This is a genomic window from Actinoplanes sp. ATCC 53533 (genome assembly GCF_003947245.1).
On the sequence record NZ_QHHV01000108.1, the window covers coordinates 19808 to 46105 of the forward strand.

Consider the following 26298-nt stretch of genomic DNA (forward strand, 5'->3'; position numbering starts at 1 on the left):
GGACCGGGACTGCCGAGCGGGAGAGCTCAGTCCTCGCGGGTGGCACGGGCCGGCAGGGCCCCGACGTCTTCGGTACGGCGGCTGCCGCCGTCCTCGCGGCGCAGGCCGCCGCGGTTGAGCTGCGCGAGGTGCTGGCGGCGCTCGCCGGCGGGGGCGGCCGGCCGGTTGACGACCTTGTTCAGCGCGTGCACCTGCGGGGTGGCCGCCGGGGTGGCCGCGGGGCGCTGGTGCACGACGACACCGTTGGTGCGGCTGCCGCTGCGCCGCTGACGGCGCATCCGGCCGTACTCGCTGAAGATGGTGCGCAGCACCCGGAAGCCGTCCCGGAAGGTGTTGAGGTTGCTCTGGCCGTGGATCCGGGCGTGCTCGACGCTGCCGACCTCGCCGACCCTCATGCCGTCGGCCGCGGCCCGGATGTTGATCATCGTCTCGATCTCGAACCCGTCGCCCCAGAGCTTGCTGCCGTCGCTGGGCCGCGGCAGGGCCGGGTCCGGCAGGGCCAGGGTCGGTACGACCCGGCGCCAGAAGGCGTTGTAGCCGTAGCAGAGGTCGGTGAAGCGGGTCCCGAACAGGACGTTCACCACCAGGTTGAGGCCGTCGTTGCCGAGCTTGCGCAGCGGGGTGATGTCGTGGCTGTGCCCGCCCTTGTCGAAGCGCGAGCCCTTGACGAAGTCGGCGCCGGCGATGAGCTCGGCGACGAAGCTGGGGATCTCGGCCGGGTCGGTCGAGCCGTCCGCGTCGATCATCACGATGATGTCGCCGGTGCAGGCCGCGAAGCCGCAGGCCAGGGCGTTGCCCTTGCCGGTACGGGTCTGCTGCACGATCACCACGTCGGGGCGCAGTTCGCGGGCCACGGCGACGGTGCGGTCGCGGGATCCGCCGTCGACCACGATCACCTCGGTGATGCCGTCGGGCAGTTTGGCGAACACGTGCGGCAGGTTCCGCTCTTCGTTCAGGGTCGGAATCACGACGCTTACGGTCGGTGACAAATTCCCATTACCCGGCGTGTTGCCGGAGCCTGTGAAAAGCTGCATGTCGGTCCCTTCGGGGCGGGCACGTGCGACGAATTCGGCGGTTTCCGGGGCTAGAAACCCATGTCGCTCGCTTCTGGCGCCAAATCTACCAACACGCTACGTAGCGTCAACTCACCAAAAGGCCAGGGTGGCGATGCCCATGCGGTGTCCCCGGCAAGGCGAATGACCAGGGAATATTCACTCCGGCCCCAGGAGTGCTCACCGGCCTCAGCCGTTACACATAGTAACGGACAGCGAGGTGCCGCAGCCTAGATAAGGGCCTTCTGGGTCATTCCGGCCGATCGGGTGGGTGTCATGTAGCGAATGGGGCATAGTCCAAATGTCGGATAACTCCGAGTGACATGCATCACTCACAGTAGTGTCACTGAGCGTAATTCTTTGGTTGCGAGTGGGTTAGATCTGCCGCCGCGCCGCGCCCGGGGCCGTCGATGGCTAGGTTGTCACCGTGACCATTCCGCCGGCCCTGCGCCTGTCCGCGCGGTCGTCGACACCGTGGGTGAGCCCATGACGACGACCGAAGCGGTGTGTATCTGCGGCCATCAGCGCTCCGCCCACGAGCATCACCGGGCCGGCACCGAATGCACCTTCTGCGGACCCGCGGTCTGCCCCCGCTACCGCCGGCGCCGCTGGTGGCACCGGCGCGCCTGACCGCCCGGGTGGGTGTGGCGGCTGTCCAGCGTGTGGACACCGGGTCGCGAAAACCTACCGCGCCTGTAGGCTGACTTCTCTTTCGCTGGGCGCCGCGGTGGCGTCGCCGCACCGTACGAGGAGGTTGCCCGCATGCCGCTCCCGGACTTCCTGATCGCCGGCGTCCCGAAGGCGGGCACCACGGCCCTGCACGCCGCCCTGGTCCGGCACCCGCAGCTGTATCTGTCGAGGGTGAAGGAGCCGAAGTTCTTCCTCTCCGACGGCCCGCCACCCACCTCCGGCGGCCCCGGCGACGTGCAGACCTACCAGGAGCACGTGTGGCGCCGCGCCGACTACGAGGCGCTGTTCACCCCGGCGCCGCCCGGCGCGGTGCGGGGCGAGGCGACCCCCTTCTACCTGTACGACCTCGCCGCCCACGACCGCATCCACGCCCTGATCCCGGAGGCGAGACTGGTCGTGCTGCTGCGCGACCCGGTGGACCGGGCGCACTCCAACTGGACCCATCTGTGGAACGCGGGCCTGGAGCCCGAGGCCGACTTCCTCACCGCCTGCCTGGCCGAGGAGCAGCGCCGGGCGGACGGTTGGGCCGACTTCTGGCACTACGTCGGCCTCGGCCGCTACGGCCGCCAGGTGCAGCACCTCTACCAGGTCTTCCCCCGCGAGCAGGTGCTGCTGCTGCGCTATCGCGAGCTCAAGGACGCCCCCGCGGCCACCCTCGACCGGGTCTGCGACTTCCTCGGCGTGCGGGCCGGCGTGCTGCGCGAGATCCCCCGGGAGAACGTGAACCGGCACGTCGTGGAGGACAACGGCGTCAACCGGGTGCTGCGTGGGCTGCTGCGCGCCGGCGGGCAGTTCGGCCACCGGTTCCCCGTACCGTTGCGCCTGGCCGCCCGCGGCCCGATCCTGACCGCGCTGCACCGCAAGACCGGCGCCCGGCCGGTGACCACCCCGCGGGAGCGCGCCGCGCTGCTGCCGCTGTTCGCCGACGACATCGCGTTGCTGCAGGACGTGACGGGGGAGCGCTACGACGACTGGCTCTCGGTGGACCGACACGCCACTGCCGCGTGACTCACCGGTAATCCTCGTCTTCCCCTACTCTTCGCTGTGCCGCTGACGCCACGAAACGGAGCCGTCTTGTCCATCGGAACTCACGCACTCCCGTTGCCACGCTGGGAAGATGCCACGGTGGTGGTCGAGCCGCCCGGTGCCGAGCCGGGGGCGTGGGCGGGTGCGCCGTCCTCGATCGTGGCGGACGGCGAGGTCTACCTCGCCTACCGGTTGCGGCTGCCGATCGGCGCGGGCCGGGGCATCGCCAACGTCGTGGCCCGCTCGGCCGACGGCCTGCACTTCACCGTGGTGGCCGAGGTGGGCAAGGACGCCTTCGGCGCGGAGTCGCTGGAACGGCCGGCGCTGGTCCGCACGCCGCAGGGCCGCTGGCGGCTCTACGTCTCCGCCGCCACCCCGGGCACCAAGCACTGGCGCGTCGATCTGCTGGAGGCCGACACCCCCGAGGGGCTGGCCACCGCCAAGCCGCGCACCGTGCTCGCCGGCGACGACACCATCGGCGTCAAGGACCCGGTGCTGCACCACGACGAGCACGGCTGGCACCTCTGGGCGTCGGTGCACCCCCTCGAATCGTGGGACGACGCCGACCGGATGACCACCGAGTACGCGACCAGCCCCGACGGCGTGCACTGGAGCTGGCGCGGCACGGCGCTCGCCGGCCGGCCGGGCCGGTGGGACGCCCGCGGCGTGCGGGTCTCGTCGGTGGTGGTCGACGGCGACTCCATCGTGGCCGCCTACGACGGCCGGGCGACAGCGGGGGAGAACTGGGAGGAGCGCACCGGCACCGCCCGCGGTGTGCGCCTGCCGGACGGCAGCTTCGGCCCGCTGACCGCGGAGGACGGCGAGCCCGTCGGCAGCCCACACGCTCCGAACGGGCTGCGCTACCTGAGCATGGTCACCATGCCGGACGGCCGGCAGCGCCTCTACTACGAGGCCACCCGCTCGGACGGCGCCCACGACCTGCGCACGGAGCTCGCCTACTGAGCTCGCCTACTGAGCTCGCCTACTGAGCTCGCCTACTGAGCTCGCCTACTGAGCTCGCCTACTGAGCTCGCCTACTGAGCTCGCCTACTGAGCTCGCCTACTGAGCTCGCCTACTGAGCTCGCCTACTGAGCTCGCCTACTGAGCTCGCCTACTGAGCTCGCCTGCCGAGCGTGTGAGAGCGGCGTCACGATGGCCGGGCCCGGCTCGGCAGCCATGATCGACCTGCCCTAGCGTCGATCTTCATAACGCCCGGTCCTCGGGGCCCGCCACCATCAACGGCGGATCTGTACCGAGAGACCGTTCATGGCGGAGCCCGTCCCACGAGGATGCGCTCCGCCATGTCTGTCCCTACTCGCTGCCCGCGCCGCCGAGTTCCTCGAACACGGTGACCTGGAGGCCTCCCGGAGCGTCCAGACGGGAGTTGAGCGACCCCCACGGGGTGCGGGTGGGCGGGGCGAGCAGATCGGCCCCCGCTTCAACGAGGTGATCCGTGACCTGCTGGGCGTCGGTGACCTCGAAGGCCACCCGCAGCCTCGGGCTGACCCGCCGGCCCACCTCCACGCGGTCGATCATGTCCACCTGCTCCGGGCTGGAGATCTCCAGCGTCGCGCGGCCGACGTCGAGAATCGTGACGCGCTCATCGCCGTCCCCGTGGAGCTGAAATTCCTCGGCGGCGCCCAGGACGTCGCGGTAGAACCGCACCGCGTCCTCGTAGTCACCGGCCTCGACGACCAGACGCATCTGCAGGACGCGGCGGGAGGATGCCATGACAGTTCCCTTCTCGCTTCGAGGGTTCGGATAAAACCAGCCTGCGACACCAACAGCGATGCCTCCCCCGCAGGCTAAACTGGCGGCGGCTGCCAGGAAGCCACCGGTCCGCGGGAATGGGCTCAGCCCACCTGGGGTGTGCGGCATGGCCACCATCGTTCTCCTTTCGGCCTGACGGAGCGGACCGCAGGCAGACGAGAGGAGATCGTCGTGCCGACCCTGGACATGCCTGACCGTCCCGACCTCGACAGCTTCCGCCGGCAGGCCCGTTCCCTGCAGCGGGACATCCGGGCGGGCGACGCCGGCGCGGTGGCGCGGCTGGCCCACCACCATCCCGGTGGGGTGCCCGACGACCTCAGCGGCCTGCCGCTGGCCGCCGCGCAGTTGGTCGTCGCCCGCGAGTACGGGTTCGCGAGCTGGCCGCGGCTCCGGCGATACCTCGCAACGGTGGCCGAGCACGGCTGGGTAACCGGGCTCGGTGCGGTTTCGGCGGCCGACCCCGCGGACGAGTTCTGCCGCCTCGCCTGCCTGACGTACGGTCGCGAGGACGGGCCGGCGCGCTGGGCCGAGGCCCGGCGACTGATCGCCGAGCATCCCGAGCTGACCACGGAGCACATCTGGGCCGCCGCGGCGGCCGCCCGGCCGGACGATGTCGATCGGCTGCTCGCCGCGCGGCCGCGGCGGGCGGCCGAGCGAGGCGGCCCGTTCCGCTGGCGGCCCCTGTTCTACCTGGTCTACTCACGTCTCGACCCTGCCGTGCCGGCCGAGCGGGTGCTCGCGGTCGCCCAGCGACTGCTCGCCGCCGGCGCCGACGCGAACGAGGGCTACCTCTTCGATGCCCTGGCACCACCGTTCACCCTGCTGACCGGGGTGTTCGGCCTGGGCGAGCTGGGCCTGCGGCGCCAGCCCCGGCACCCGCACTGGCAGGCGCTGGGCCGGCTGCTGCTCGACGCCGGTGCCGATCCCAACGACGCACAGACCCTGTACAACAGGATGTTCACGCCGGATGACACGCATCTGGAGCTGCTCTTCGCATACGGTCTCGGCGCCGGCGACGGCGGCCCGTGGCAGGCCCGGATCCCCGGCCTGGACACCCCCGCGCGGATGCTGCGGACCCAGCTGCGTTGGGCGGTCGAGCACCACCAACCCGACCGGGTACGGCTGCTGGTGGAGCACGGCGTCGACTTCCGCTCACCGTTCGAGGGGCGCGGTCCCGCGTGGGCCGCCGGCGACGGCCGGACACCGGTCGAGCTGGCCCAGCTCACCGGCGACACCGAGATCGCCGGCTACCTCATCGCCGAGGGCGCCACACCGCCCGGTCCCGACCCGGTGCGGGAGCTGATCGCCGCGGCGTTCCGTGCCGACCGTGCCGCCCTGGACCGCATTCGCGCCGACCATCCCGGCGCCGTGGCGCAGGCCCGCCACACCCGCGCCGGGCTCATGGTGTGGGCCGCGACCCAGGCGCCGATCGAAACTGTCACGCTGCTGGCGGAGCTCGGCTTCGACGTCAACGCGTACGGACGCGGCGACGCGCCGGTCGAAGAGCCCTGGGAGACCGCGCTGCATCACAGCGCCGGGAACGGCAACCTCGCGCTGACCCGCCTGCTCCTCGACCTGGGCGCCGATCCCAACCTGTGCGACCAGCGCTTCGGCGCGACTCCGCTGGGCTGGGCCAGGCACCTCCACCAGATGGCGACCGCCGCGCTGCTCGAACCCGTCACGGCAAATCCGGCAAGCGACCACTGACCTGGTCGAACGCCGCCTCGACCGGAGCCGCCGGTCGACATCCCGGGCCCCTCGGCGAGCAGCCGGATCCGGCACAGCGATCTTGTAGCGCCAAGGCCGCCGGGCCGGCATGCTCGCCCCGCCCGCGCCCCCCATGCGCAGAGTCATCAGGGCTGCCCGCCGATGACAACGGGTCGCGATCCCCGCGCGCCCGGCGCGATATAACCGACCCGCACCCGAGAATGCACACAGCGTGACGACTTTGAAGGTGATTCACGCCACTGTGGCCGGGCGGGCGCGGGTGCCGGCTGCCCGTATCGGCCGGCCGGGGCCGCGGCGGCCGGGTTTCGGGCGTCCGTCCCGGGGTCGCCCGTCCCTGCTCTCGTGCCCGAAACCGCCGAGGCGCGAGGGGTCTGGAGCGGTGGGTGGGATTCGACCTCGCTTGATCGGGTGGGCCGGGGTGGCCGCTCGGTCATCGGCACCCTGGCTCGGTGGTCAGTTGACCCTCCGTAGCACTGGGCTACATTTATGGACAGAAGCCAACGAGTCCGGCGCATCTAATAAAAGCCACAAAAGCCTCTACTTGCTCCGCCTCGACCCGCTTACCGCGACCACAACCACCACGAGGCGTGACGATGTGAGATCACTCAGGGTGATAGCCCGCTAGCCCTAACCGCCCGGCCGGTCGCGGCCCCCGCACGGCTCCCGCTCCCGTTTCCCCGCTCCCGGAAGGCACCGACATGCTGGATTTCAAGGATCTCGCCCCGACCATCCACCGCCAGCGCATGGTGGTCGAGGGATACCCGACGTTCGTGATCACCGACGAGCACATCAAGGACTATCTGAAGAAGCTCTCCGACGTGACCGACATGATCACGATCATCGAGCCGGTCACCCACGTCAGCGACCTGTACGGCTGGGCCGGCTGGATCCACTGGGAGACCTCCGGCGCGCACTTCTACTCGTGGGAGCGCCCGATCTCGTTCTTCAGCGTCGACATCTACACCTGCAAGGCGTTCGACCCGAAGACGGTCCTCGACTTCACCAAGGAGTACTTCCGGACCACCGAGATCGTCGCCAAGGAGTTCTGAGCATGATCGCCGCAAGGACCGCGCGCTACGACCTCGAGCCCGCCGCCGTGCTCCGCAGCACCGCGGACTTCCTGGCCGCGCACCCCGGGGGCGGCCGGTTCGTCACGGCGGTGGTCGGGCCCGACAGCGCCCTGGCCGCGGTCGGCCGTGCTCTGGAACGGCAGGTGTTCGAGGCGGCGTTCGGCAACGACGCCGCGGTGATGGCCGCCGAGTACGGCCCGTACGAGGAACGCAGTTTGTTCTTCGTGGTGATCGACCGCAAGCGCGGCGTGCCGGCCGGGGTGGCCCGGATGATCGAGAGCCGGGGCGCGGGCGTCAAGACCGTCGACGACGCCCCGCCGCACATCGGCGCCGACGTCGCCACCATTCTGGCCGCGCACGGCATGACCGGCGAGAAGGTCTGGGACTGCGCGACCCTAGCGGTCCTGCCGCAGTACCGCGGCGGCCGGTCGTCGCTGCTGGTCAGCACCATGATCTACCGGACCTTCCTGGTCATGGGCCGGCGCCACGGCGTACGCCACGCGGTGTCGATGCTCGACCGGGGCGCCTACCGCAACCTCGGGCTGGTCGGGGTGCCGATGCGGACGCTGGCGGACTCCGGGCCGTTCGAATATCTCGGCTCGGCGGAGAACCGCGCCGTCCACATGGACTTCCCGGCCATCGAGGGCGCCGTGCGCGAGCAGGCCACCCGGATGCGCCGGGCCGCCCGGCCCGGCCTCGCCGCGCTCCGCCGCGACGGCCTGCGCAAACTGCTCACCCGCCGGGTCGCGGCCGAGGTCTCTCTGCGCATCGGTACGGGCAAGGACGTCGACGACCACATCGTCGTCGTGCCGGGCGAGCAGGGCATGTTCGACCTCGGCCCGACCGGCTGACGATCAGCGAACCCCTGGTAAGCGGGCCCCGATCAGCGGATCCCGATCGGTGGCGCCCGGACGGCGGGGGCGTTTGGCCGGGTCGCGGCGCGGGTAACTGGCCTGCGACCACGGCGGGGGTGACGTCGGGGCGTGGAACAGGGGGCGGCAATGCGGGTGCTGGGCGGGCGGTATCAGCTCGAGCAGCGCATCGGCGTCGGTGGCATGTCCGAGGTGTGGCGGGGTCACGACCGGGTGCTGGACCGGCCGGTCGCGGTGAAGATCATGGCGCCCGCGGTCGAGGGGACCCTGGGCGAGAGCGGCGTCGACCAGGTGCGGACGGAGGCACGGTCCGCCGCCCGGCTCGCGCATCCGAACGTCGCCGGGGTGCACGATTTCGGCACCTCGCCGTCGCCGGGGCGCGACGTGCCGTACATCGTGATGGAGCTCGTGGACGGGCGGACGCTGAGCGCGCACCTGGACGCCGGCCTCTTCGACTGGCGGATCGCCGTTCGGGTCTGCGCCGAGGTCGCGGCCGCCCTCGCCGCCGCGCACGCCGAGCAGGTCGTGCACCGCGACATCAAGCCGGCGAACATCATGCTGACCCCGGCCGGCGCCAAGGTCCTCGACTTCGGCATCGCCGCGGCGGTCGGCAGCCGTGACCCCGACCCCGACGGCCCGGTCATGGGCACGCCGGCCTACGTTGCCCCGGAACGCTTCGAGGGGCTGCCCGCGACCCCGGCCTCCGACATGTACTCCCTCGGCGTCCTGCTCTACCACTGCCTGTCGGGGCGGCTGCCGTGGCAGGCACCGAGCCACGCCGAGCTGGTGGCGGCCCAGCGCCACCAGGACCCCGAGCCGCTGCCGGCCATCGACGGCATGGCGCCGGAGGTGCTCGACCTCTGCTCGCGCTGCCTGCACCGCGATCCGGCCGAGCGGCCCACCGCCCTGGTCGCGGCCCTGCTCCTGGCCGAGGCCGTGGACGCCCGGGTGTACGTGCCGCTGGTGGACATGAGCGCGGTGTTGCCCCGGCCGTCGCGGGTGTCGGCCTGGGACGAGCGCGCCGCCGAGGCCCCGACGGACATGGCGCTGGCGGCCGCGCCGGAGCCGGACCTGAGCTACCTCGGGGACGCCCCCGGGCGTCACCGCGCCGGCTGAGCTAGCGTGCCGCCAGCCAGCGGGGATAGCTGAAGCGGGTGACAGTGAGCTCGGGGTGCGCCAGCACGTGCCGGGCGAAGCGGGCCCGGTCGTCGTCCAGCTCCGCGATCCGCTCGGCCGGCGCGACGTGCCGCAGCAGGCCGGCGTACATCCAGTCCTTGCACCGGTACGGCCGCCGCAGCGCCGCCACGATCAGGTCCGCGATGTCGGGCTCCTGCTCCGCCGGCACCCCGCGCCGGGTGAGGTCCCGCAGCACCGCCCCCTTGGTGGTCCACGGCGAGCAGAACCACGATGCCCTCAGCTCCGGCAGGAAGCGTTCCTCCCAGCGCAGGTAGAGCACCGCGTACGGCGCGTAGTGCGCCCGGACCACCGGATCCTCGGCCTGGCAGCAGGCGCTGACCAGCCCGGAAAGCGTCTGGTCGAGCCGGCGCTGGTAGGCGTTCTCGGCGGCCCGGTTCCAGCCCTCTCGGGACCAGATCTCGTTGGCCCGTCGCCGGGCCGCGGTCGCCTCGGCGCGCAGTGCCTCGTGCCGGGCCAGCGCGGCCGCGCGCCGGGCGTGGTCGGGCGACACCAGGTCGAAGACCCATGGCTGGTCGTCGGGGAGCGCGCGCACCGCCGCAGCATGCCAGGTGCGGACCCGTGCCGCCCAGCGGGAGCGCCCCGCTGGGCGGCACGGGAGATGCTCAGCCGCTGCGCGGGACCACCACCACGGGTCGCCGGGCCCGGCGCACCAGCCGGGCCGACACCCCGCCGAGCAGCACCCGCCGCGCCGGCCCGTACCCGCGCGAGCCGCAGAAGAGCACGTCGACGTCGTCCAGGTCGGCGAGCGACTCGACGACGTCGCCGATGCGGATCTCCCAGTCCGCGGCGACGCCACTGACCGATTCCACCGCCCGGCTCAGCGACAACTCGTAGGTCTCCCGGGCCGTGTCCAGGAACGCGTGCTCGGCGTCCGGGCCGACCAGGAACGGCAGGGAGGCGTCCGTCTCCGCGACGACGGTGTAGAGCCGCAGCGGGCTGCCCGTGCGCGCCGCCAGCCGGGCCGCCATCGCCAGCGCGGCCCGGCCGTCCGGGGTGTCCACGTACGCGACGCCGATGCGGCCCAGCGTGCCCGGCGGGGTCTCCATCGCGGCCGGGGCGACCGCCACCGGGCAGACGCTGCCGGCCAGCAGCCGCTCGGCGGTGCTGCCGGCGAACAGCCGGTGTTTGGGCCCGGCCCGGCCCGAGCCGACCACGATCGCCTCCGCCGCCGTCTCCTCGGCGAGGTCGTGCAGGCCGTGCGCGGCGGACGTCGACGCGACGATCCGGTAGCTGACGTCCTCGCCGTTGCCGGCGAGGATCGCCCGGGCCTGGTCCAGCACCGCCTCGGCGGCCCGGTGCCGGTCGGCCACCCACTCGGCGTCCACCCGGCCCGACCCGAGCGCGGACGGCGCCGGGTGCACCACGGCCACCACCAGCGGGGCGTCCAGCGTCATCGCCGCCCACCGGCCGAACACCAGGGCGTCCTCGGCGGACGGCCCGCCGTCCACGCCGACGATCACCGGGGCGTTCATCGGGGATCCCCGGGCGGCGTCTCCGGCGTGGTGTCGCGGGCCCAGCTCGGGGTGCCACCCTCGCCGGGGGTGCGCAGCCGGGAGTGGCGGTAGCCGTACAGGAAGTAGATGGCCAGGCCCAGGGCCAGCCAGGCCACGAACCGGATCCAGGTGCTCAGCGGCAGGTCCGACATCAGGTAGACGGCGAACAGCACGCCGAGGACCGGCAGCACCGGCGACCACGGCACCCGGTACGGCCGGGGCATCTCGGGCCGGGTCCGGCGCAGAATGATCACGCCGACGTTGACCAGCACGAACGCGAACAGCGTGCCGATGTTGACCAGCTTGACGATCTCGGAGAGCGGCACCAGCGCGGCGAGGACGGAGATGAGCACACCGAGGATGACGGTGAGCACGGCCGGGGTGCCGTACCGCTGGTTGACCACGGCCAGGCGCTGCGGCAGCAGGCCGTCGCGGCACATGGCGAAGAAGATGCGCGTCTGGCCGTACAGGATGACCAGCACGACGCTGGTGATGGCCACGACCGCGCCCAGCGCCAGGATGGACGCCGCCCAGCTGATGCCGGCACCCTCGTCGAGGGCCGCGGCCAGCGGCGCGTCGCTGGCCTTGAGCTGGTCCGGGCTGGCGATGCCGATCGCGCCGACCGCGGTCAGCACGTAGAAGATCGTGCAGATGACCAGCGACCCGATGATCGCCAGGGGCAGGTCCCGGGACGGGTTGCGGGCCTCCTCGCTGCCGGTGGAGACCGCGTCGAAGCCGATGTAGGCGAAGAAGATGATCGCCGCGGCGGCGGTCACCCCGTCGACGCCGCTGGGGGCGAACGGCTGGAAGTTGCCGGTGCCGAAGTTGACCATGGCCACCACGATGAAGAACAGCAGCACCGCCAGCTTGACCACGACCATCACCAGGTTGACCCGGGCGCTCTCGGTCACGCCGCGCACCAGCAGCGCGGTGATCGCCAGCACGATGAAGACGGCCGGCAGGTTGAACACGCCGCCGTCCTCGGGCGACTTCGAGATCGCGTCCGGCAGGGCCACCCCGAACGCCGAGTCCAGGAAGGCGTTGAGGTTGCCGCCCCAGCCGACCGCGATCGCGGCGACCGAGACCCCGTACTCCAGGATCAGGTCCCAGCCGATGATCCACGCCACGATCTCGCCGAGCGTGGCGTACGTGTAGGTGTAGGCGCTGCCGGAGACCGGGATGGACGAGGCCAGCTCGGCGTAGGACAACGCGGAGAACGCGCACGCCACGGCGGCGAGCACGAAGGAGAGGATGACCGCGGGGCCGGCCACTCCGGCGCCCTCGCCGATCACCACGAAGATGCCGGTGCCGATGATGGCACCGACGCCCATGGCGGTCAGCTGGGTGGCGCCGACGGACTTCTTGAGCCCGTGGCCTTCCTCGGTCGTCTCGGAGATCAGTGACCGGACATCGCGGATCGCGAAGATCCCCGGCCGTCGGTTCGGACCTGTGACCATGCTGGGGCCCACCCTCCACATGCCTCGGCGGCCGCGGGGGAGTCCGCTGTCGTGGACACCGACCCGGCCGCACCCTCAGGTGGTGGCCGGATACGCCCGGCGCATCGGTGGCCACCGTTGTCACCGTGGCCTCTCACCTGCGGAAACCGCAAGATGATCGGCAGGATCTGGCTATCTTGCCCCGGGCTATTGCCTTCGGTCCTGTCAAGGGGTGGCGGTGCGGCGGCGGGACGGGTCGCCGATCGCGTCCGGCGATGGGTGATGGTGCGGTCACGCGTCGCCGCACCGGGTGTCCGCCAAGGTCACGGAAAGGTCCGGCAGCCTGCGGGGTGAACGGCGCGCGTTGTAGCGTGGGCCCACGGGTTAACCGGGTGTGGAGGTCGGAACCATGGGCGAGGCCGTGATGACCACGCGGCGTCAGGCTGACGGCGCGATCGTGGTCGACGTGCGGGGTTCGCTGGACGCGGCGACCGTCGACACCCTGCGGCAGGCGCTGGTGAGCACGCTGCACGCCGAGCGCCCGGTCCTGATGATCGTCGACCTGACCTTCGTGACGTTCATGGATTCGCTGGGCGTGGGCGCGCTCGTCTCGGGTTTCAACGCCGCCCGCGAGACCGGCACCCGCTTCGTGCTGCGCAACCCCAGCGAGTTCGTGCACCGTCAGCTGCGGATCACCGGCCTGGCGGAGATGTTCGGGCTGCCCTCGGCGTCGCCGGGTCCGCAGACATACACCCCCTGAGACTGCTGCCGACCGGGCCGTCCGCCGGTTATGGTGCCGTCATGGAACCGGCGGTCGGGGCGTGGTGCGAGACCGCCGAGGTCTGCTTCCGGCTCCAAGATCATGAGCATCGGCTGGCCGCCGTCCGGCTGCGTTCCGGCGTCGCGAGCGGCGACTTCGGCTACGACGGCGAGACCCGCACCTGGCAGTTGCGGATACCCCGGCCACCCGTGCACCGCATCGAATACCAGCTCGAGCTCGGCTACCCCGACGGCCGCACCGAGACCGTCGCCGACCCGGACAACCCGCTGCGCAGCGGCGACGTCTCGACCCTGCGGTGCCCCGACTACCGCGAGCCCGGCTGGCCGCTGCTGCCGCAGGCGCCGGGCCAGTGGCGCGACGTCTATCTGCCGCTGCCGGCCGTGCGCGGCGAGATGGTCGCCCGCGTCTGGTCGCCGGACACCCCCGCCGACCGGGTGCTGGTCGCCCACGACGGGCCCGACTTCCACCGGTACGGCGAACTGGGGCGGTACACCGCGGCGATGATCGGTGCGGGCCGCGTCCGGCCGTACCATCTGGTTCTGCTGCCGCCCGGCGAGCGCTTCGAGTGGTATTCGGCGAGCCCGGCGTACGCCCGGGCGCTGGCCCGCGACGTGCTGCCCAAGCTGGCCGCCGAGCTCGGCACCGACCGGCCCGTGGTCGGCGCCGGCGCCAGCCTCGGCGCCCTGGCCATGCTGCACGCCCAGCGCCGCCACCCGGAGCGCTTCGCCGGCCTGTTCCTGCAATCCGGCAGCTTCTTCCAGCCCCGCCACGACCGGCAGGAGTCCGGCTTCCGGCGCTATCTGCGCATCGTCCGCTTCACCGGCCGGCTGCTGCGGGAGCCGTCCTTCGCGAGCCCGGTCCCCACGGCGATCACCTGTGGTGCGGTCGAGGAGAACCTGGCCAACAACCGGGACCTGGCCCGGGCGCTGACCCGGCAGGGCTATCCGGTCAGCTTCACCGAGGTGCCCGACGCGCACAACTGGACCGGCTGGCGCGACGCCCTCGACCCGCACCTGACCACGTTGCTGCAGACAGTGTTCCTTTAACGGGAGGCGCCAATGGCCGACGTCGAGCACACCATCGGACTGCTGCTGGGCACCGAGGACGACTGGCCACGGGCCTACGAGGCGCTGCTGCGCCGCGTCGGGGTGGTCACCGACGCGCAGGGCCGCACCCACCGCACCCGCAGCGTCCGGGTCACCATCGAGCCGTTCAACCTGCGCGACTCGCCGCGGCACGACCTGGTCATCGACCGGCTCGCCTACTGGTATTACCACCCGCGCGAGTGGCTCAAGAAGATCGCGCTGATGGACGACGTGTACCTGCTGAACAGCCCGTTCACCTTCCAGTCCATGGAGAAGCACGCCGCGTACTGCGCGATGCTGCGGCTCGGGCTCAAGGTGCCCGAGACGGTGCTGGTGCCGTTCAAGAACCCCCTGGACAACTCCCGGTACGCCTACACCTCGGCGCGGTACAACCAGCCGTTCGACCTGGAGGCGCTGGCCGCGACCGTGGGCTATCCGATGTACATGAAGCCGTACGACGGCGGGGCCTGGGTCGGCGTCTCCAAGATCCGCGATGTGGCCGAGCTGCACGCCGCCTACGACGCGTCGGGGGAGCGGCTCATGCACCTGCAGGCGGCGGTCGAGAACTACGACGTCTTCGCCCGCTCGCTGACCATCGGCCCGGAGACCATGGTGATGAAGTTCCGGCCCGAGCTGAGCATGCACGAGCGGTACGCGGTCGACCACAACTTCCTCAGCGCCGAGGTCGGCGACGAGGTCGTCACCATCTCCCGGCTGGTCAACGCGTTCTTCCGGTGGGAGTTCAACAGCTGCGAGTCGCTGGTCAAGGGCACCGAGGTGCACCCCATCGACTATGCGAACGCCTGCCCCGACGTAGCGGTCACGTCGCTGCACTACTACTTCCCGTGGGCGATGTCGGCGCTGCTGCGCTGGACGGTCTACTGCGTCGTCACCGGGCGCAAGCCGCGGCTGGACACCGACACCGCCGAATACTTCGCCATCGCCGACGACCCGTCGCTGAGCTATTCCGACAAGCTCGCCCGCTACCGCCGGCTCGCCGACGACTACTTCGAAACCGAACGGTACGAGGAGTTCTGCGCCAAGCACCTCGGCCACGTCGACGAGATGGTCGCCGAGTGGGTCGGCTCCGAGGAGTTCCGCTCCCTGCTGCGCGAGACGGTCCGGGCCATGTACCCGCCGCACGAGCACGAACGCTTCCTCGGCCACTTCAACGGCCTCATCGACGCCTGGCTGCGCGACCATGCCTGACCTGCGCCGCACCCTGACGTTCGCCGCCGGCCTCTACCGCAGCCGGCTCAGTTTCGCCTACCACGGCTATGTGCGGCGCGACCCGATGTCGCTGCTGCACCTGCGCCCCGGCCGCGACGACCCGTACGCGATCTACCGCGGCATGCCCCGCTTCGGGCCGACCCGGATCGGCAACTGGGTGACCACCAGCCACGACATCTGCGCCACCGTGCTGCGGGACCGGCGCTTCGGCGTGCGCGCCGCCGAGCTGACGGCCGCGCCGAGCGTCGCCGACGAGTTCGACATGTCCTTCCTCGACAAGGACCCGCCGGACCACACCCGGCTGCGGCGCCTCGCCCAGCCGGCGTTCAGCCCGAAACAGATGGCCGGCTACCGCCCGCGGGTCGAGCGCACCGTCGACGACCTGCTCGACCGGGCCGCGGCGGGCGGCGAGTTCGACCTGGTGTCCGCGTACGCGGCCCCGCTGCCGATCGCGGTGATCACCGACCTGCTCGGGGTGCCGGACGCGGACGCGGACCGCTTCGCCCGGTACGGCACGGTCATCGCCAGCGCCCTGGACGGCATCCACTCGCTGTCGCACGCGGCCCGCCTGCAGGCGGCGAACCGCGAGCTGCGTGAGCTCTTCGAGACCCTGTTCGAGCTGCGCCGCCGCGAACCGGCCGACGACCTGGTGAGCCGGATCGTGGCGGCCGAGGGCGACCGGATCCAGTCGCACGAGATGGTCCCGATGTGCAACCTGCTGCTGGTGGCCGGCTTCGAGACCACGGTCAACCTGATCGGCAACGCGGTCAACGCCCTGCTCAACCACCCCGAGCAGTGGGCGGCCCTGTGCGCGGACCCGGCCGGGCTGGCCGGGGCGGCGGTGGAGGAGACGCTGCGGTACGACCCGCCGGTGCAGCGCACGGCGCGCTGCGCCCTGCAGGACGTCGAGCTCGACGGGCACACCGTACGGCGCGGCCAGTTCGTGGTGACGCTGATCGGCGCGGCCAACCGCGACCCGTCGGTGTTCCCGGCGCCGGACACGTTCGACATCGGCCGGGCGCAGACCGCGGACCACCTGGCCTTCTCCAGCGGGATCCACTATTGCGTGGGGCAGCCGCTGGCCCGGCTGGAGGCGGAGATCGCCGTGCGGCGGCTGGCCGAACGCATGCCGGACCTGCGGCGGGCGGGGCCGCTGCGGCGGCGGGTGTCGAGCATCGTCCGCGGGCCGATCCGGCTGCCGGTGCGGGGCGGCTCGGGTGGGCCCGCACGCTCAGTGGCGGCGCCGGGTCGCCGCGTACAGGGTGATCAGCAGCAGTGACAGCACGACGAGGGACGGGCCGAGGGCCTGTTCGCCCACCCGGTCGATCAGGACGCCGACGCCGGCCGGGATGAGGGCGCCGCCGAGCCCGGACGCGCCGATCTGGAGCCCGATCGCGCGGTCGGCGTGCGCCGCGCCGACCCGGTCCTTGGTCGTGAGCGTGAGCAGCGGAAACACCGGCGCCGCCGCGAAGCCGATGACCATCAGCCCGGCCACCGCCAGCCAGCCCGGCCCGGGCACCGCCACCAGCGCCGAGCCGGTCAGCAGGCCGAGCATGCTGCCGACGAGGATGCGGGTGGTGCCGATGTGCTCCACGAGAAAGCCCTGCACGACCCGGCCGACGAACAGGCTCGCCCAGTACGCCGACACGCAGATGCCGGCGACCGCCGCGCTTATCCCGCGCCCGTCGGTGAGGAAGAGGAACGCCCACAGCCCGGCGGAGATCTCGAGGGCCACGTAGACCGCGAAGGCAGCGGCGCTGAGCCACACCGCGGGGATCGCGAGGGTCACGGCGATCCGGGTCTTCGCCGGGGCGCCGTCGGCCGCGTGGTGTGCGCCGGGTTCGGTCGCGGCCGCGTGGTGTGCGCCGGGTTCGGTCGCGGCGTCCTCGCCGGGTTCGGTTGTGGGCCGCGCGCCGGGTTCGGTTGTGGGCCGCGCGCCGGGTTCGGCTGTGGGACGGGCGCCGGGGCCGGGTGCGGCCTCCGGCTGTGGGGCGCCGTGCCGGGCCCAGGAACGGGCCGTGACGGCGAACGCCATCGCCAGCAGTGCCTGACCGGAGGCGACGATCCCGTACCCCCAGTGCCAGGAGAGCCCGCCGCTGAGCACCGCGGTCATGATCAGCGGTCCGATGGCGACGCCGAGGCCGAAGAAGGCGTGCAGCCAGTTCATGTGCTTCGGGCCGAACGCGCCGGCGGCGTAGGCGTTGAGTCCCGCGTCGATCGCCCCGCCGCCGAAGCCGGCGATCAGGGCGCAGGGCACCAGGAAGGCGAAGGCCGGCGACACCGCGTAGCCGGCCAGCGCCAGGCTGGCCAGCGCCGTGCTGCCGGCCAGCAGCCGGCCCACGCCCAGCCGCGCGATGCTGAATCCGGCGGCGACGCTGGACACCAGATATCCGGCCGTACCGGCGAACAGCAGCAAACCCACGGCGTCCGTGCCGACCCGGAACTCCGTGGCGATCGACGGCCAGCCGACGCCGAGCAGGCCGTCGGGCAGCCCGAGGCTGATGAACGCGAAATAGGCCAGCAGCAGCACCGACGTGCGGACGACCGGCGCTGGCACCGCCCGCCCGTCCGGGATCGGCCGGGGCGTGGCGGTGGCGTCGGGCGGCAGCGGATTCATCCGGTGATCGTGGCACGGGGATCACCGGCGTGCCCGCGGAGCAGGGGCATCGGGGCGCCCTGGTCAGTTCGTCACGTGGGTGGCCAGGAAGTCGCTGATCACCGGCCGGGCGATCTGGTTGGCGAAGCCGCCGAACAGGGCGTCGAACGAGTGTTCGCTGGCCGGCAGCATCAGCAGCACGGTGGGCACGCCGGCGGTGGTGAGCCGCGCGGCCAGGTCGGTCGCCTGCCCGGCGGGGACGACGCTGTCGCGCTCGCCGTGCAGGATCAGCGTGGGTGGCAGGCCGGGGCGCACGTAGGTGATCGGCGAGTTCCGCTCGTAGCGTGCCGGGACCGTGCCGGGCGTGCCACCGAGGTAGCTCTCCAGCATCCCGCGGGCGGTGCTGCTGTCGGTGTCGCGGTGGGCGGCGGCCAGGTCGGTCGGCGCGTAGAACTGGATCACGGCACGGACCGGGGTGTCGCCGCCGTACGCCACCAGCGAGGCCAGGTTCCCGCCGGCGGAGTTGCCGCTGAGCACGATGCGGTCCGGGTCGATGCCGTGCCGGGCGGCGTTGTCGCGCACCCAGCGGAGGGCGCGCCGCACATCGTCGGGGGCCTTCTCCCAGACGGGATCGCCGTCGGTGGCGAGGCGGTAGTCGACGGTGAAGACGGTCAGCCCCTGTGCGGTGAGCCACCGGAAGTAGGCCGGCATCTGGTTGCGTTCGCCGCTGACCCAGCCGCCGCCGAAGACGTAGATCATGGCGGCGCCGTTCGGCTTCGCGGGCCGCCAGATGTCCACTTCGAGCTTCGTTCCGTCGGTGACCGCGTAGGTCTCCGTCGTGGACGGCTGCGTCGTGCCGGCGCCCGGGCCGGCGAAGTAGCCGGGCAACGAGAGCGCTACGCCGTGGCGCCGGGCGCTTTCCGACAGCCGCCACGTCGGCACCGCCACCCCGGCGATGAGCAGGATCGTCAGCACGCTCAGCACGACGAGCCAGCCGACCTGCCCCTGCCGCCAGGCCCAGAGGCAGAGCCCGGCCCCGGCCAGGGCGGGGACCAGCAGGTAGAGGTTGAAGCTGTAGACGCTCACGGCGAGGCCCGCCAGCGCGGACCCGGGGACCTTCGGCAGCACCAGGCCGAGCAGCAGGAGCCCGGCGATGACAGTCCAGATGACAGCGGCGATTGACATTGATGTCCCTCATTTTCTCGTACAGTGTGCGAGTCGCGGCTCGCACACTGTACGACAAGACTCGTACAGTGTGCGAGAGTGATCTGGAACACTGTGCGAGAATCGGCCGCATGGCATCGGACAACCTGGACCGGGAGCTCATCACCCGCGCCGCCATCGAGCTGCTCGACGCCGACGGGCTCGACGGGCTCAGCATGCGCAGGCTCGGCAGCAAGCTGGGCGCGGGCGCCACGTCGATCTACTGGTACGTCAAGAACAAGGACGCCCTGTTCGCGCTCGCGGCCGACGAGGTCTTCGGCGCCATCGACCTGCCCGACCCGCACACCGTCGGCTGGCGGCAGGCGGCCGCGTCGATGGCGCACGGGCTACGGTCGGCGATCCTGGAGCACACCTGGCTGGGCCCGGTCTTCGGCACCCATCCGGTCTACGGCCCCAAGATGGCCCGCTGGGTCGACCACTGCCTCGGCATCTTCACGCTGGCGGGCTTCAGCGGCAGCCGGCTGGACTGGGCGGGCGACACGGTGTTGGCCTACGTGCTCGGCAAGACGCTCAGCGAGTCCGCCGTGAGCACCAGGAAGCCCGCGGAGATGGCCGATCTGATCAGCCGGGCACGACAGACGGCCGAGGCGTTCCCCCGGCTTCGCGAACGGTTCGACGCCCCCAGCGAGGGCGACGGATTCGACTTCGGACTCGACGTCGTCCTCGACGGCCTCGAGGCCGCCCTGCGACCCCGGACGCCGTGACGCCCCCGGCCCGCCGCCGAGCCGAATTGTCGGTGGGTCGGCCTAGAGTTCAGGACGTGCACATCCGGATCGAGGGCAGTGACCTGCCCGGGCGCCCAGGCGGCGCGCAGGCCGACGCCCTGCGGCTCGGCAACGTGCACGTCGGCGTGCAGCGCAAGGCCGAGGTCACCGCCCGGGTCGGCGCCGACGCGCCGGCCGCGACCTGGGAGTTCGAGGTCACCAGCCGGGAGGTCGACGGGCTGCTCGACGTCGGCGGGCCCTACGTGCACGGCCGGCCCGGCGCCCGCTTCCTCTACCTGAGCTGGGGCACGGTCGACGGTGCGACATTCGCCATGTTCCGGCGGGCCAAGCTGCTGTTCGGCGACATCCCCACCGCGCTGCTGCGCACGGCCCACGACGACGGCGGCGTGCTGGTGGCCCGGCTCGGCCTCACCGGCGCCGACGGCGGGCCGCGCTGCGCCCGGGTGCGCCCACCGGACATCACCTGGCAGCTCGCGTGACGGCTCCCGGCGCCGCGGTCATCGTTCTGCACGGCTTCATCGCCCGCGACGGCACGCTCTGCCTCTGGGCCGAGACCGACCACGCCGGCCCGCCCACCGAGCCGGTCCCGGCCAGGCGGCGGGGCGCCGTACCCGATCATGGTTTCGCGGTGCGGCCGGGCGGTCCCGGCCGGACTTCGGCGGCGGCCCCGCCGGATGGGTCTGGTCGGGGTGGGGCGGTGGTTGGGTCGGGTGGGTCTGGTCGGGAGTGGTGACGGTGGTTGGGTCGGGTGGGTCCGGCCCGGCTGCGACGCCGGTCCGGCCGAGTGAGCCCGGCCCGGCTGCGACGCTGGTCCCGTCAGCCGGGTCCGGCCGGGCGGCGACGCTGGTGCTGCCGTCCACGAGCACCGGTCCGCTGCCGTCGCCGCAGCTCGGGCTGCCGCCGCGCCGCGGCGAGCCGCGACTCCGGGCCTGGTCCGTGCCCGCGGTCACGGTGCCGTTCGTGACCGACGACCTCGCCGAGGAGTACGGCGGTCGTGCCGCGCCCTCGCTGATCTACCTCGCCGAGCTCTGCGCGTTCGCCGCCTCCCTGGTGGCCCGTGGCCGGGTGCTGCCCGGGGTGCTCGGCGACGGCCCGCGCCCCCGCGCGGTGTGGCGTCCCGTGCTGACCGGCGCCGACGCCGCCCACCACGCCGAGCTGGTGCGGCGCATGCCGGCCGCCTGCCGGGCCGAGCGCGCCCGCCCCGGCGACGTCGACGGGCTGCCCGCCGCCGACACGCTGCACGCCGCGCTGCACCGGCTCGTCGACGGCCTGGTCCGCACCCGGCTGGCCGAGGCCGGCGTCTCGCTCGACGGCGCCGCCTGGCTCAGCGCGCTGGCCGCCGAGCCGGAGTTCGAGGCGCGGCCGGGGGAGCTCGATCCACTCACCGACGCCCTCGACGCCTGGCATGCCGAGGCCACCGGCGGCGCCGCCGTCCGCGTCTGCTTCCGGCTCAGCAACCTGCACGAGCTCGAAGCCGACGAGCCCGATGCCACCGGCGCGTCCGAGCCGGCCGCCGCCGCCGACGCCTGGCTGCTGGAGTTTCTGCTGCAGCCGCTGGACGAGCCCAGCCTGCTGGTCACCGCCGCCGACGTCTGGCGCGATCGCAGCGCGCCGCTGCGCCGGTGGACCCATCATCCGCACGAGCGGCTGCTCGCCGGGCTGGGCCGCGCCGCCCGGCTCTTCGGCGACCTCGACGCGGCGCTGCGCGTCGCCCGGCCGGCCGAGCTGGTCCTCGACACCGAGGGCGCCCACCGTTTCCTGAGCCACGCCACCCTGCTCGAGCAGGCCGGCTACGGCGTCCTGTTGCCCGCCTGGTGGCGCGAGCCGCGGAGTCTGGGCCTGGCCCTGGAGGTGCGCCCCCGCGACGAGATCGCCCCGGTGTTGCGGGACGAGGCCGCCGACCTCGGCACCATCGTCGGCTACAACTGGGGCCTGGCCCTGGGCGGGCGCACGCTGACCGACGACGAACTCGCCGACCTGGCCCGGGTGAAGGTGCCGCTGGTCAAGCTGCGCGGCCGGTGGGTCTACCTGGATCCGGAGCGGCTGCGGGCCGGGCTCGAGTTCCTGCGGCGCGGCGGCGGCACGATGACCGCCGGGGACGCGCTGCGCATGATCCGGCTGCTCCCGCCCGAGGAGCTGCCCCTGCCGGTGACCGCTTTCGGTGGCTCCGGCTGGCTCGCCGACCTGCTCGGTGGGCGCCTCGGCGAGCGGCTGGAGCTGCTCGACCCGCCGTCGGGGCTGGCCGGGCAGCTGCGGCCGTACCAGCTCCGGGGTTTCTCCTGGCTCGCGTTCCTCGACGGCCTCGGCGTCGGCGCCTGCCTGGCCGACGACATGGGCCTGGGCAAGACCGTGCAGTTGCTCGCCCTGCTGCTGCACCGCCGCTCCGGGCCGACGCTGCTGATCTGCCCCCTGTCCGTGCTGGGCAACTGGCAACGCGAGGCGGCCCGGTTCGCGCCCGGCCTGCGGGTGCGGGTGCTGCACGGCGCCGACCGGCCCGAGCCGGCCGAGCTGCTCGACGGCGCGGACGTGGTGCTGACGACGTACGCGATCGCCACCCGCGACGCCACCGCCCTGGCCGCCGTGGCCTGGGACAGGGTGGTGCTCGACGAGGCTCAGCACATCAAGAACAGCGCGGCCGGCGTGGCCCGAGCGGTGCGCCGGCTGCCGGCCCGGCACCGCGTCGCCCTCACCGGCACCCCGGTGGAGAACAGGCTGGCCGAGCTCTGGTCCATCCTGGACTTCCTCAACCCCGGCCTGCTCGGCAGCGCCCACACGTTCCGCGCCCGCTACGCGGTCCCGATCGAGCGGTACGGCGACGAGGACGCCGCCGCCCGGCTGCGCCACGCCACCCGGCCGTTCATGCTGCGCCGGGTCAAGGCCGACCCGGCCGTCATCGACGACCTGCCCGACAAGCGGCACACCCGGCACCTGTGCGGGCTGACCGTCGAGCAGGCCACCCTCTATCAGGCCGTACTCAACGAGATGATCGACCGGCTCGCCGAGGAGACCGAGATCCGCACCAAGGGCATCGTGCTGTCCGCGATGACCAAGCTCAAGCAGGTCTGCAACCACCCGGCGCAGCTGCTCGGCGACGGCTCGCCGCTGCCGGGCCGATCGGGCAAGCTCGAACGCCTCGAGGAGATCCTCGACGCCGCGCTGGCCGAGGGGGAGAGCGTGCTGTGCTTCACCCAGTTCGCCCGCTTCGGCGCGATGCTGGTGCCACACCTGGCCGCCCGGTTCGCCGTGCCGGTGCGCTACCTGCACGGCGGCACGCCCCGCCGGGAGCGCGACGCGCTGGTCGCGGCGTTCCAGGCCGACCGGCGCCCGGGCATCTTCGTGCTGTCGCTGAAGGCGGGCGGCACCGGACTGAACCTGACCGCGGCCAACCACGTCGTGCACGTCGACCGCTGGTGGAATCCGGCCACGGAGACCCAGGCGACCGACCGCGCGTTCCGCATCGGCCAGCACCGCGACGTCCAGGTGCACACCCTGGTCTGCCTGGGCACGCTGGAGGAACGCATCGACCGGCTGATCATGGACAAGGGGGTGCTGGCCGAGCGGGTGGTCGGCAACGGCGAGGGCTGGCTCACCGGGCTGAGCACCGACGACCTGCGGTCCCTGCTGGCATTGTCCCCGGAGGCCGTCGGTGAGTGACCGTTTCTCGGCGCCGTTCATCGCCATGTTCGAGTCCCTGCGGATGGCGGCGACGTTCGCCCGCGGCCGCCGCGACGCCCGCGCCGGCCACGTCCGCCACCTGTCGATCTCCGGCAGCCTGGTCGCCGCCCAGGTGCGCGGCCCGGAGGACCCGACGGCGCACCGGTCCCGGATCGCCGTGCGCGCCTTCGGCGCCGCGGAGTGGTCGCGGGTCGAGGACGACCTGGCCGCCCAGGCCCGGTACGTCGCGGACCTGCTCGCGGGCCGGATGCCGGCGGAGATCGACACGGTGTTCGCCCGAGCCGGGCTGACCCTGCTGCCGCTGTCGCTGGACGAGGTGGCGATGGACTGCTCATGCGAGCGCTGGCCGATGCCGTGCGTACACCTGGCGGCGACCTGCTACGCGCTGGCGGAATCGTTCGAGACGGACCCGTTCGGAGCCTTCGCCTGGCGCGGCCGCGGCCGCGACGAACTGCTCACCCGGCTCAGCCAGCTGCGCGGCACCACGGCGCCCGCGACGCCGGCGGAGCCCGAGGCCGAAGACGCGGGCCTGGGCGAGATCGCGGATTTCTGGGGCGGCCGTACGCCCACAGCGACGCTCCCGCTCCCCGACGCGGGGCGGCCGGACCTGCTGCTGGACCAGCTCGACCCGCCGCCGCTGAGCCCGGGCGGGGTGCCACTGGTCGAGGCCCTGCGGCCGGCCTACCGGGCCTTGCCGCCGGAGCCGGCCGGCGCCTGATCCGCGCGGGGTTGGTCTGGTTGATCGCTGGGGGATGTTTGGGTGGGGTGTCGTTGGGTTGAGGCCTTGTGGCCGGTTGTCGGGCCGTGCCGCTGGAGCCGGCTGGCGTTTGGTTCGTGGGTTGGCCCGGCCGATCGCCGAAGGCCGCACGGACGTCGTCGGGTGACGCGGCCACCGCCTCCGGGTCGGGGTCGGCGGACCCGTTCGCCGACCTGGTCGGCTACCGCCAGGGCGTCCTCTGGCTTAGCGACGAGGAGGTCAGCGCTGCGGCCGGCGAGATCCAGGCGATCCTCGCGGCACGGGCGGGCAACCGCGCCGCACCCGGGCGCCGCCCCCGCCTGCTCAGCCTGACCCAGTTCCCGACGGAACCGCCGCCGGCGGCGGCGGCGACGGGCGGCCCGTGACCGGGCTGCTCAGCCGGCGGCAAGCGAACTGAACTGGACGGCCGCCAGCTTCCACCCGTCCGCCTGCTGGATCCACACGTGGCTGACCCGAACAGTCAACGCCATGGGGGTGCCCAACCAGGTGGCCCGGGTGTGCTGCACGCTGCGGACAATCGCGGTCCGGTCGTACCGGCGGACGTCGATCTCGGAGGTGTCCACGCTGATGAACCGGAAGTCAACATGCCGGGCGATCCACTGTCGCTTGTCGAGCACGTAACCCTGTTCACCGATGGAGAGGAAGTCGTCGGCAAGCAACGCGTCCAGCCGATCGGTGTCGGCCCGCAGCTCGGCGGTGTCGAAGGCGTGCTGCGCGGTCAGGACGTCGTCGGTCATGTGTTCCCTCATCCTGTCTGTCGCAGTTGGCCGTGCCAGGACGGCCGCCGCACGTGGGTGATGTCGATGCCGGGGTGGTGCGGTTGGCCAGCTTGGCGACGGCGAGGTTCGGTCGATCCTGCCGTCACGCTGAGCCCGCCACGGCGGGCGTCCACCGTGGAGATCATCGTTTCATGCCACCCAGCGAGGATGGCACCGTGTTCCCGGTGTCCCGGTGTCCCGGTGTCCCGGTGTCCCGGTGTCCCGGTGTCTCGGTGTCTCGGTGTCCCGGTGATCGCGGTGATCGCGGTGATCGCGGTGATCGCGGCGATCGCGGCGATCGCGGCGATCGTCCGCGGGCGCTTCGTCGCCACTTGCACGACGAAGGAGGCGGGCTGCTCCGGTGGAGCTGCGGCGGCGTGCGGAGCCGCGCGCAGCTCCGCACCCTGGACAGGTCCTGCTCCTCCTTCGAATTCATCGCGATGAGCAGGTCGGCTGCGGCGCGGGAGGTGGCGGTGCAGGTTGGTGGCGTTGCTGACCGCTGTCGTCTGTGCAGCGTCGACGTGGTCGTGCAGCGTCGGCACGTCTGTGCAGCGTCCGCATGGCGGTGCGGTCTCGGCATGGCCGTGCAGTGTCCGTATAGCCGTGCAGCGTCCGCATGGTCGTGCGGTTTCCGGATGCCGAGGGCGAGCCCTCCGGGTTACTGCTGTCAGGCCCTGGCCGAGATCGGCGTCTCACCTTGCGCGGCCCACCGCTGGTACGCGGCAGTCGCCGTGGGCCGTTGGACATCGTGGCGGATCGACGAGCGCCATGATGGCTGTGGCTCCCCGACCTCGGCCTGACACGGCCAGACATACGCACGACGTCCAACGGAGACCTCGCTGAACAGCGCACATTGGCGGTCCTGCCGGGCAGACATGACCTGCGGCCAGTGACTTGCCGTAGCGGATGGTCGGAGTGTCGTCGTCTGACGATGCACGGATTTTCCGACGAGAATGCTCCGTATCCGAGCGTCCGACGGTAGGGCAACGACGATTCATGGTGGGATCTGCTGACGATATCGTCGGGGATTCCGGCGAGGATTCAATACGTTCCTAGGAAGCGCCAGGATCGATTTTCTGTGGGGTGTCCTGGTCGTCGGATGTTTGGTGGCGGGGATTTGCAGCGTATCGGG

Annotated in this window: 24 protein-coding genes; 15 read left to right on the top strand and 9 right to left on the bottom strand. The window is 72.4% G+C overall.

Annotated features, from left to right (window positions below):
• Positions 1-26: 26 nt before the first annotated feature.
• A complete protein-coding gene (locus DMB66_RS31925; RefSeq protein WP_233624985.1) occupies positions 27-968 on the bottom strand; it encodes a glycosyltransferase family 2 protein in 942 nt (313 codons plus the stop codon).
• An 846-nt stretch (positions 969-1814) separates the two neighbouring features.
• Here DMB66_RS31925 and DMB66_RS31930 point away from each other — a divergent pair.
• The gene (locus DMB66_RS31930) at positions 1815-2750 is read left to right on the top strand and encodes a sulfotransferase (protein ID WP_125807838.1); all 936 of its coding nucleotides are present in this window, start codon (positions 1815-1817) and stop codon (positions 2748-2750) included.
• A gap of 66 nt (positions 2751-2816) precedes the next feature.
• Complete coding sequence (locus DMB66_RS31935; RefSeq protein WP_125807839.1) at positions 2817-3731, top strand: hypothetical protein; 915 nt, start codon at positions 2817-2819, stop codon at positions 3729-3731.
• Positions 3732-4080: 349 nt separating this feature from the next.
• Here the strand turns inward: DMB66_RS31935 and DMB66_RS31940 are convergent, their stop codons facing one another.
• The gene (locus DMB66_RS31940) at positions 4081-4500 is read right to left on the bottom strand and encodes a VOC family protein (protein ID WP_233624986.1); all 420 of its coding nucleotides are present in this window, start codon (positions 4498-4500) and stop codon (positions 4081-4083) included.
• A gap of 210 nt (positions 4501-4710) precedes the next feature.
• Here DMB66_RS31940 and DMB66_RS31945 point away from each other — a divergent pair, with 210 nt between their 5' ends.
• The 4 genes from DMB66_RS31945 (at position 4711) to DMB66_RS31960 (ending at position 9325) form a co-directional block, all read left to right on the top strand.
• Complete coding sequence (locus DMB66_RS31945; protein WP_125807840.1) at positions 4711-6246, top strand: ankyrin repeat domain-containing protein; 1536 nt, start codon at positions 4711-4713, stop codon at positions 6244-6246.
• A 719-nt stretch (positions 6247-6965) separates the two neighbouring features.
• Positions 6966-7316, top strand: coding sequence for an S-adenosylmethionine decarboxylase (locus DMB66_RS31950; RefSeq protein ID WP_125807841.1), 351 nt, complete (start codon positions 6966-6968; stop codon positions 7314-7316).
• Between the two features lie 2 nt (positions 7317-7318).
• Positions 7319-8188: a hypothetical protein gene (locus DMB66_RS31955; RefSeq protein ID WP_125807842.1), complete on the top strand. Its 870-nt coding sequence runs from the start codon at positions 7319-7321 to the stop codon at positions 8186-8188.
• Between the two features lie 150 nt (positions 8189-8338).
• Complete coding sequence (locus DMB66_RS31960; RefSeq protein WP_125807881.1) at positions 8339-9325, top strand: serine/threonine-protein kinase; 987 nt, start codon at positions 8339-8341, stop codon at positions 9323-9325.
• A 1-nt stretch (position 9326) separates the two neighbouring features.
• Here the strand turns inward: DMB66_RS31960 and DMB66_RS31965 are convergent, their stop codons facing one another.
• The 3 genes from DMB66_RS31965 to DMB66_RS31975 form a co-directional block, all read right to left on the bottom strand.
• A complete protein-coding gene (locus DMB66_RS31965) occupies positions 9327-9938 on the bottom strand; it encodes a hypothetical protein (protein ID WP_125807843.1) in 612 nt (203 codons plus the stop codon).
• 70 nt (positions 9939-10008) lie between these two features.
• Positions 10009-10878: a universal stress protein gene (locus DMB66_RS31970; protein WP_125807844.1), complete on the bottom strand. Its 870-nt coding sequence runs from the start codon at positions 10876-10878 to the stop codon at positions 10009-10011.
• Positions 10875-12356, bottom strand: coding sequence for an amino acid permease (locus tag DMB66_RS31975; RefSeq protein ID WP_125807845.1), 1482 nt, complete (start codon positions 12354-12356; stop codon positions 10875-10877). The genes DMB66_RS31970 and DMB66_RS31975 overlap by 4 nt, the downstream gene beginning before the upstream one ends.
• A gap of 388 nt (positions 12357-12744) precedes the next feature.
• On the opposite strand from DMB66_RS31975, the gene DMB66_RS31980 reads away from it, so the two are divergent.
• The 4 genes from DMB66_RS31980 to DMB66_RS31995 are packed head-to-tail and all read left to right on the top strand — an operon-like array spanning position 12745 to position 16710.
• Positions 12745-13095 carry an STAS domain-containing protein gene (locus tag DMB66_RS31980; protein WP_125807846.1) on the top strand — a complete coding sequence of 117 codons (351 nt, stop codon included), beginning with the start codon at positions 12745-12747 and terminating at the stop codon, positions 13093-13095.
• Positions 13096-13136: 41 nt separating this feature from the next.
• Positions 13137-14162: an esterase family protein gene (locus tag DMB66_RS31985; RefSeq protein ID WP_125807847.1), complete on the top strand. Its 1026-nt coding sequence runs from the start codon at positions 13137-13139 to the stop codon at positions 14160-14162.
• Between the two features lie 12 nt (positions 14163-14174).
• Entirely contained in the window at positions 14175-15410 is a 1236-nt protein-coding gene (locus DMB66_RS31990) for a RimK family alpha-L-glutamate ligase (RefSeq protein ID WP_125807848.1), read from the top strand.
• A complete protein-coding gene (locus tag DMB66_RS31995) occupies positions 15403-16710 on the top strand; it encodes a cytochrome P450 (protein WP_125807849.1) in 1308 nt (435 codons plus the stop codon). The genes DMB66_RS31990 and DMB66_RS31995 overlap by 8 nt, the downstream gene beginning before the upstream one ends.
• Here DMB66_RS31995 and DMB66_RS32000 read toward each other — a convergent pair.
• Entirely contained in the window at positions 16663-18048 is a 1386-nt protein-coding gene (locus DMB66_RS32000) for a sugar MFS transporter (RefSeq protein WP_125807850.1), read from the bottom strand. The genes DMB66_RS31995 and DMB66_RS32000 overlap by 48 nt on opposite strands.
• A 63-nt stretch (positions 18049-18111) precedes the next feature.
• The gene (locus DMB66_RS32005) at positions 18112-19212 is read right to left on the bottom strand and encodes an alpha/beta hydrolase (RefSeq protein WP_125807851.1); all 1101 of its coding nucleotides are present in this window, start codon (positions 19210-19212) and stop codon (positions 18112-18114) included.
• A 110-nt stretch (positions 19213-19322) separates the two neighbouring features.
• Between DMB66_RS32005 and DMB66_RS32010 the strand changes: the two genes are divergently transcribed.
• From DMB66_RS32010 to DMB66_RS32030, 5 genes are all read left to right on the top strand, one after another.
• Positions 19323-19955: a TetR/AcrR family transcriptional regulator C-terminal domain-containing protein gene (locus tag DMB66_RS32010; RefSeq protein WP_158647442.1), complete on the top strand. Its 633-nt coding sequence runs from the start codon at positions 19323-19325 to the stop codon at positions 19953-19955.
• 56 nt (positions 19956-20011) lie between these two features.
• Positions 20012-20455, top strand: coding sequence for a DUF5990 family protein (locus DMB66_RS32015; protein WP_125807853.1), 444 nt, complete (start codon positions 20012-20014; stop codon positions 20453-20455).
• 367 nt (positions 20456-20822) lie between these two features.
• Complete coding sequence (locus DMB66_RS32020; RefSeq protein WP_233624987.1) at positions 20823-23630, top strand: DEAD/DEAH box helicase; 2808 nt, start codon at positions 20823-20825, stop codon at positions 23628-23630.
• Positions 23623-24369 (top strand): hypothetical protein, encoded by a 747-nt coding sequence (locus tag DMB66_RS32025; RefSeq protein WP_125807855.1) that lies wholly within the window; start codon positions 23623-23625, stop codon positions 24367-24369. Before DMB66_RS32020 ends, DMB66_RS32025 begins: the two co-directional genes overlap by 8 nt.
• Before the next feature lie 116 nt (positions 24370-24485).
• Entirely contained in the window at positions 24486-24773 is a 288-nt protein-coding gene (locus DMB66_RS32030; protein WP_125807856.1) for a hypothetical protein, read from the top strand.
• Positions 24774-24782: 9 nt separating this feature from the next.
• Here DMB66_RS32030 and DMB66_RS32035 read toward each other — a convergent pair whose 3' ends face one another.
• Both DMB66_RS32035 and DMB66_RS61535 read right to left on the bottom strand, forming a co-directional pair.
• The gene (locus DMB66_RS32035; protein ID WP_125807857.1) at positions 24783-25145 is read right to left on the bottom strand and encodes a nuclear transport factor 2 family protein; all 363 of its coding nucleotides are present in this window, start codon (positions 25143-25145) and stop codon (positions 24783-24785) included.
• 8 nt (positions 25146-25153) lie between these two features.
• Complete coding sequence (locus DMB66_RS61535; protein WP_158647443.1) at positions 25154-25708, bottom strand: hypothetical protein; 555 nt, start codon at positions 25706-25708, stop codon at positions 25154-25156.
• Positions 25709-26298 lie beyond the last annotated feature (590 nt).

Excerpts from the sequence above, each read along its gene's own strand:
- DMB66_RS31970 (WP_125807844.1), bottom strand. The coding sequence starts at position 10,878 with ATGAACGCCCCGGTGATCGTCGGCGTGGACGGCGGGCCGTCCGCCGAG.
- DMB66_RS31975 (WP_125807845.1), bottom strand. The coding sequence starts at position 12,356 with ATGGTCACAGGTCCGAACCGACGGCCGGGGATCTTCGCGATCCGCGAT.
- DMB66_RS32010 (WP_158647442.1), top strand. The coding sequence starts at position 19,323 with ATGGCATCGGACAACCTGGACCGGGAGCTCATCACCCGCGCCGCCATC.
- DMB66_RS32000 (WP_125807850.1), bottom strand. The coding sequence starts at position 18,048 with ATGAATCCGCTGCCGCCCGACGCCACCGCCACGCCCCGGCCGATCCCG.
- DMB66_RS31985 (WP_125807847.1), top strand. The coding sequence starts at position 13,137 with ATGGAACCGGCGGTCGGGGCGTGGTGCGAGACCGCCGAGGTCTGCTTC.
- DMB66_RS31980 (WP_125807846.1), top strand. The coding sequence starts at position 12,745 with ATGGGCGAGGCCGTGATGACCACGCGGCGTCAGGCTGACGGCGCGATC.
- DMB66_RS31930 (WP_125807838.1), top strand. The coding sequence starts at position 1,815 with ATGCCGCTCCCGGACTTCCTGATCGCCGGCGTCCCGAAGGCGGGCACC.
- DMB66_RS32005 (WP_125807851.1), bottom strand. The coding sequence starts at position 19,212 with ATGTCAATCGCCGCTGTCATCTGGACTGTCATCGCCGGGCTCCTGCTG.
- DMB66_RS31990 (WP_125807848.1), top strand. The coding sequence starts at position 14,175 with ATGGCCGACGTCGAGCACACCATCGGACTGCTGCTGGGCACCGAGGAC.
- DMB66_RS31960 (WP_125807881.1), top strand. The coding sequence starts at position 8,339 with ATGCGGGTGCTGGGCGGGCGGTATCAGCTCGAGCAGCGCATCGGCGTC.
- DMB66_RS31940 (WP_233624986.1), bottom strand. The coding sequence starts at position 4,500 with ATGGCATCCTCCCGCCGCGTCCTGCAGATGCGTCTGGTCGTCGAGGCC.
- DMB66_RS32035 (WP_125807857.1), bottom strand. The coding sequence starts at position 25,145 with ATGACCGACGACGTCCTGACCGCGCAGCACGCCTTCGACACCGCCGAG.
- DMB66_RS31950 (WP_125807841.1), top strand. The coding sequence starts at position 6,966 with ATGCTGGATTTCAAGGATCTCGCCCCGACCATCCACCGCCAGCGCATG.
- DMB66_RS31955 (WP_125807842.1), top strand. The coding sequence starts at position 7,319 with ATGATCGCCGCAAGGACCGCGCGCTACGACCTCGAGCCCGCCGCCGTG.
- DMB66_RS31995 (WP_125807849.1), top strand. The coding sequence starts at position 15,403 with ATGCCTGACCTGCGCCGCACCCTGACGTTCGCCGCCGGCCTCTACCGC.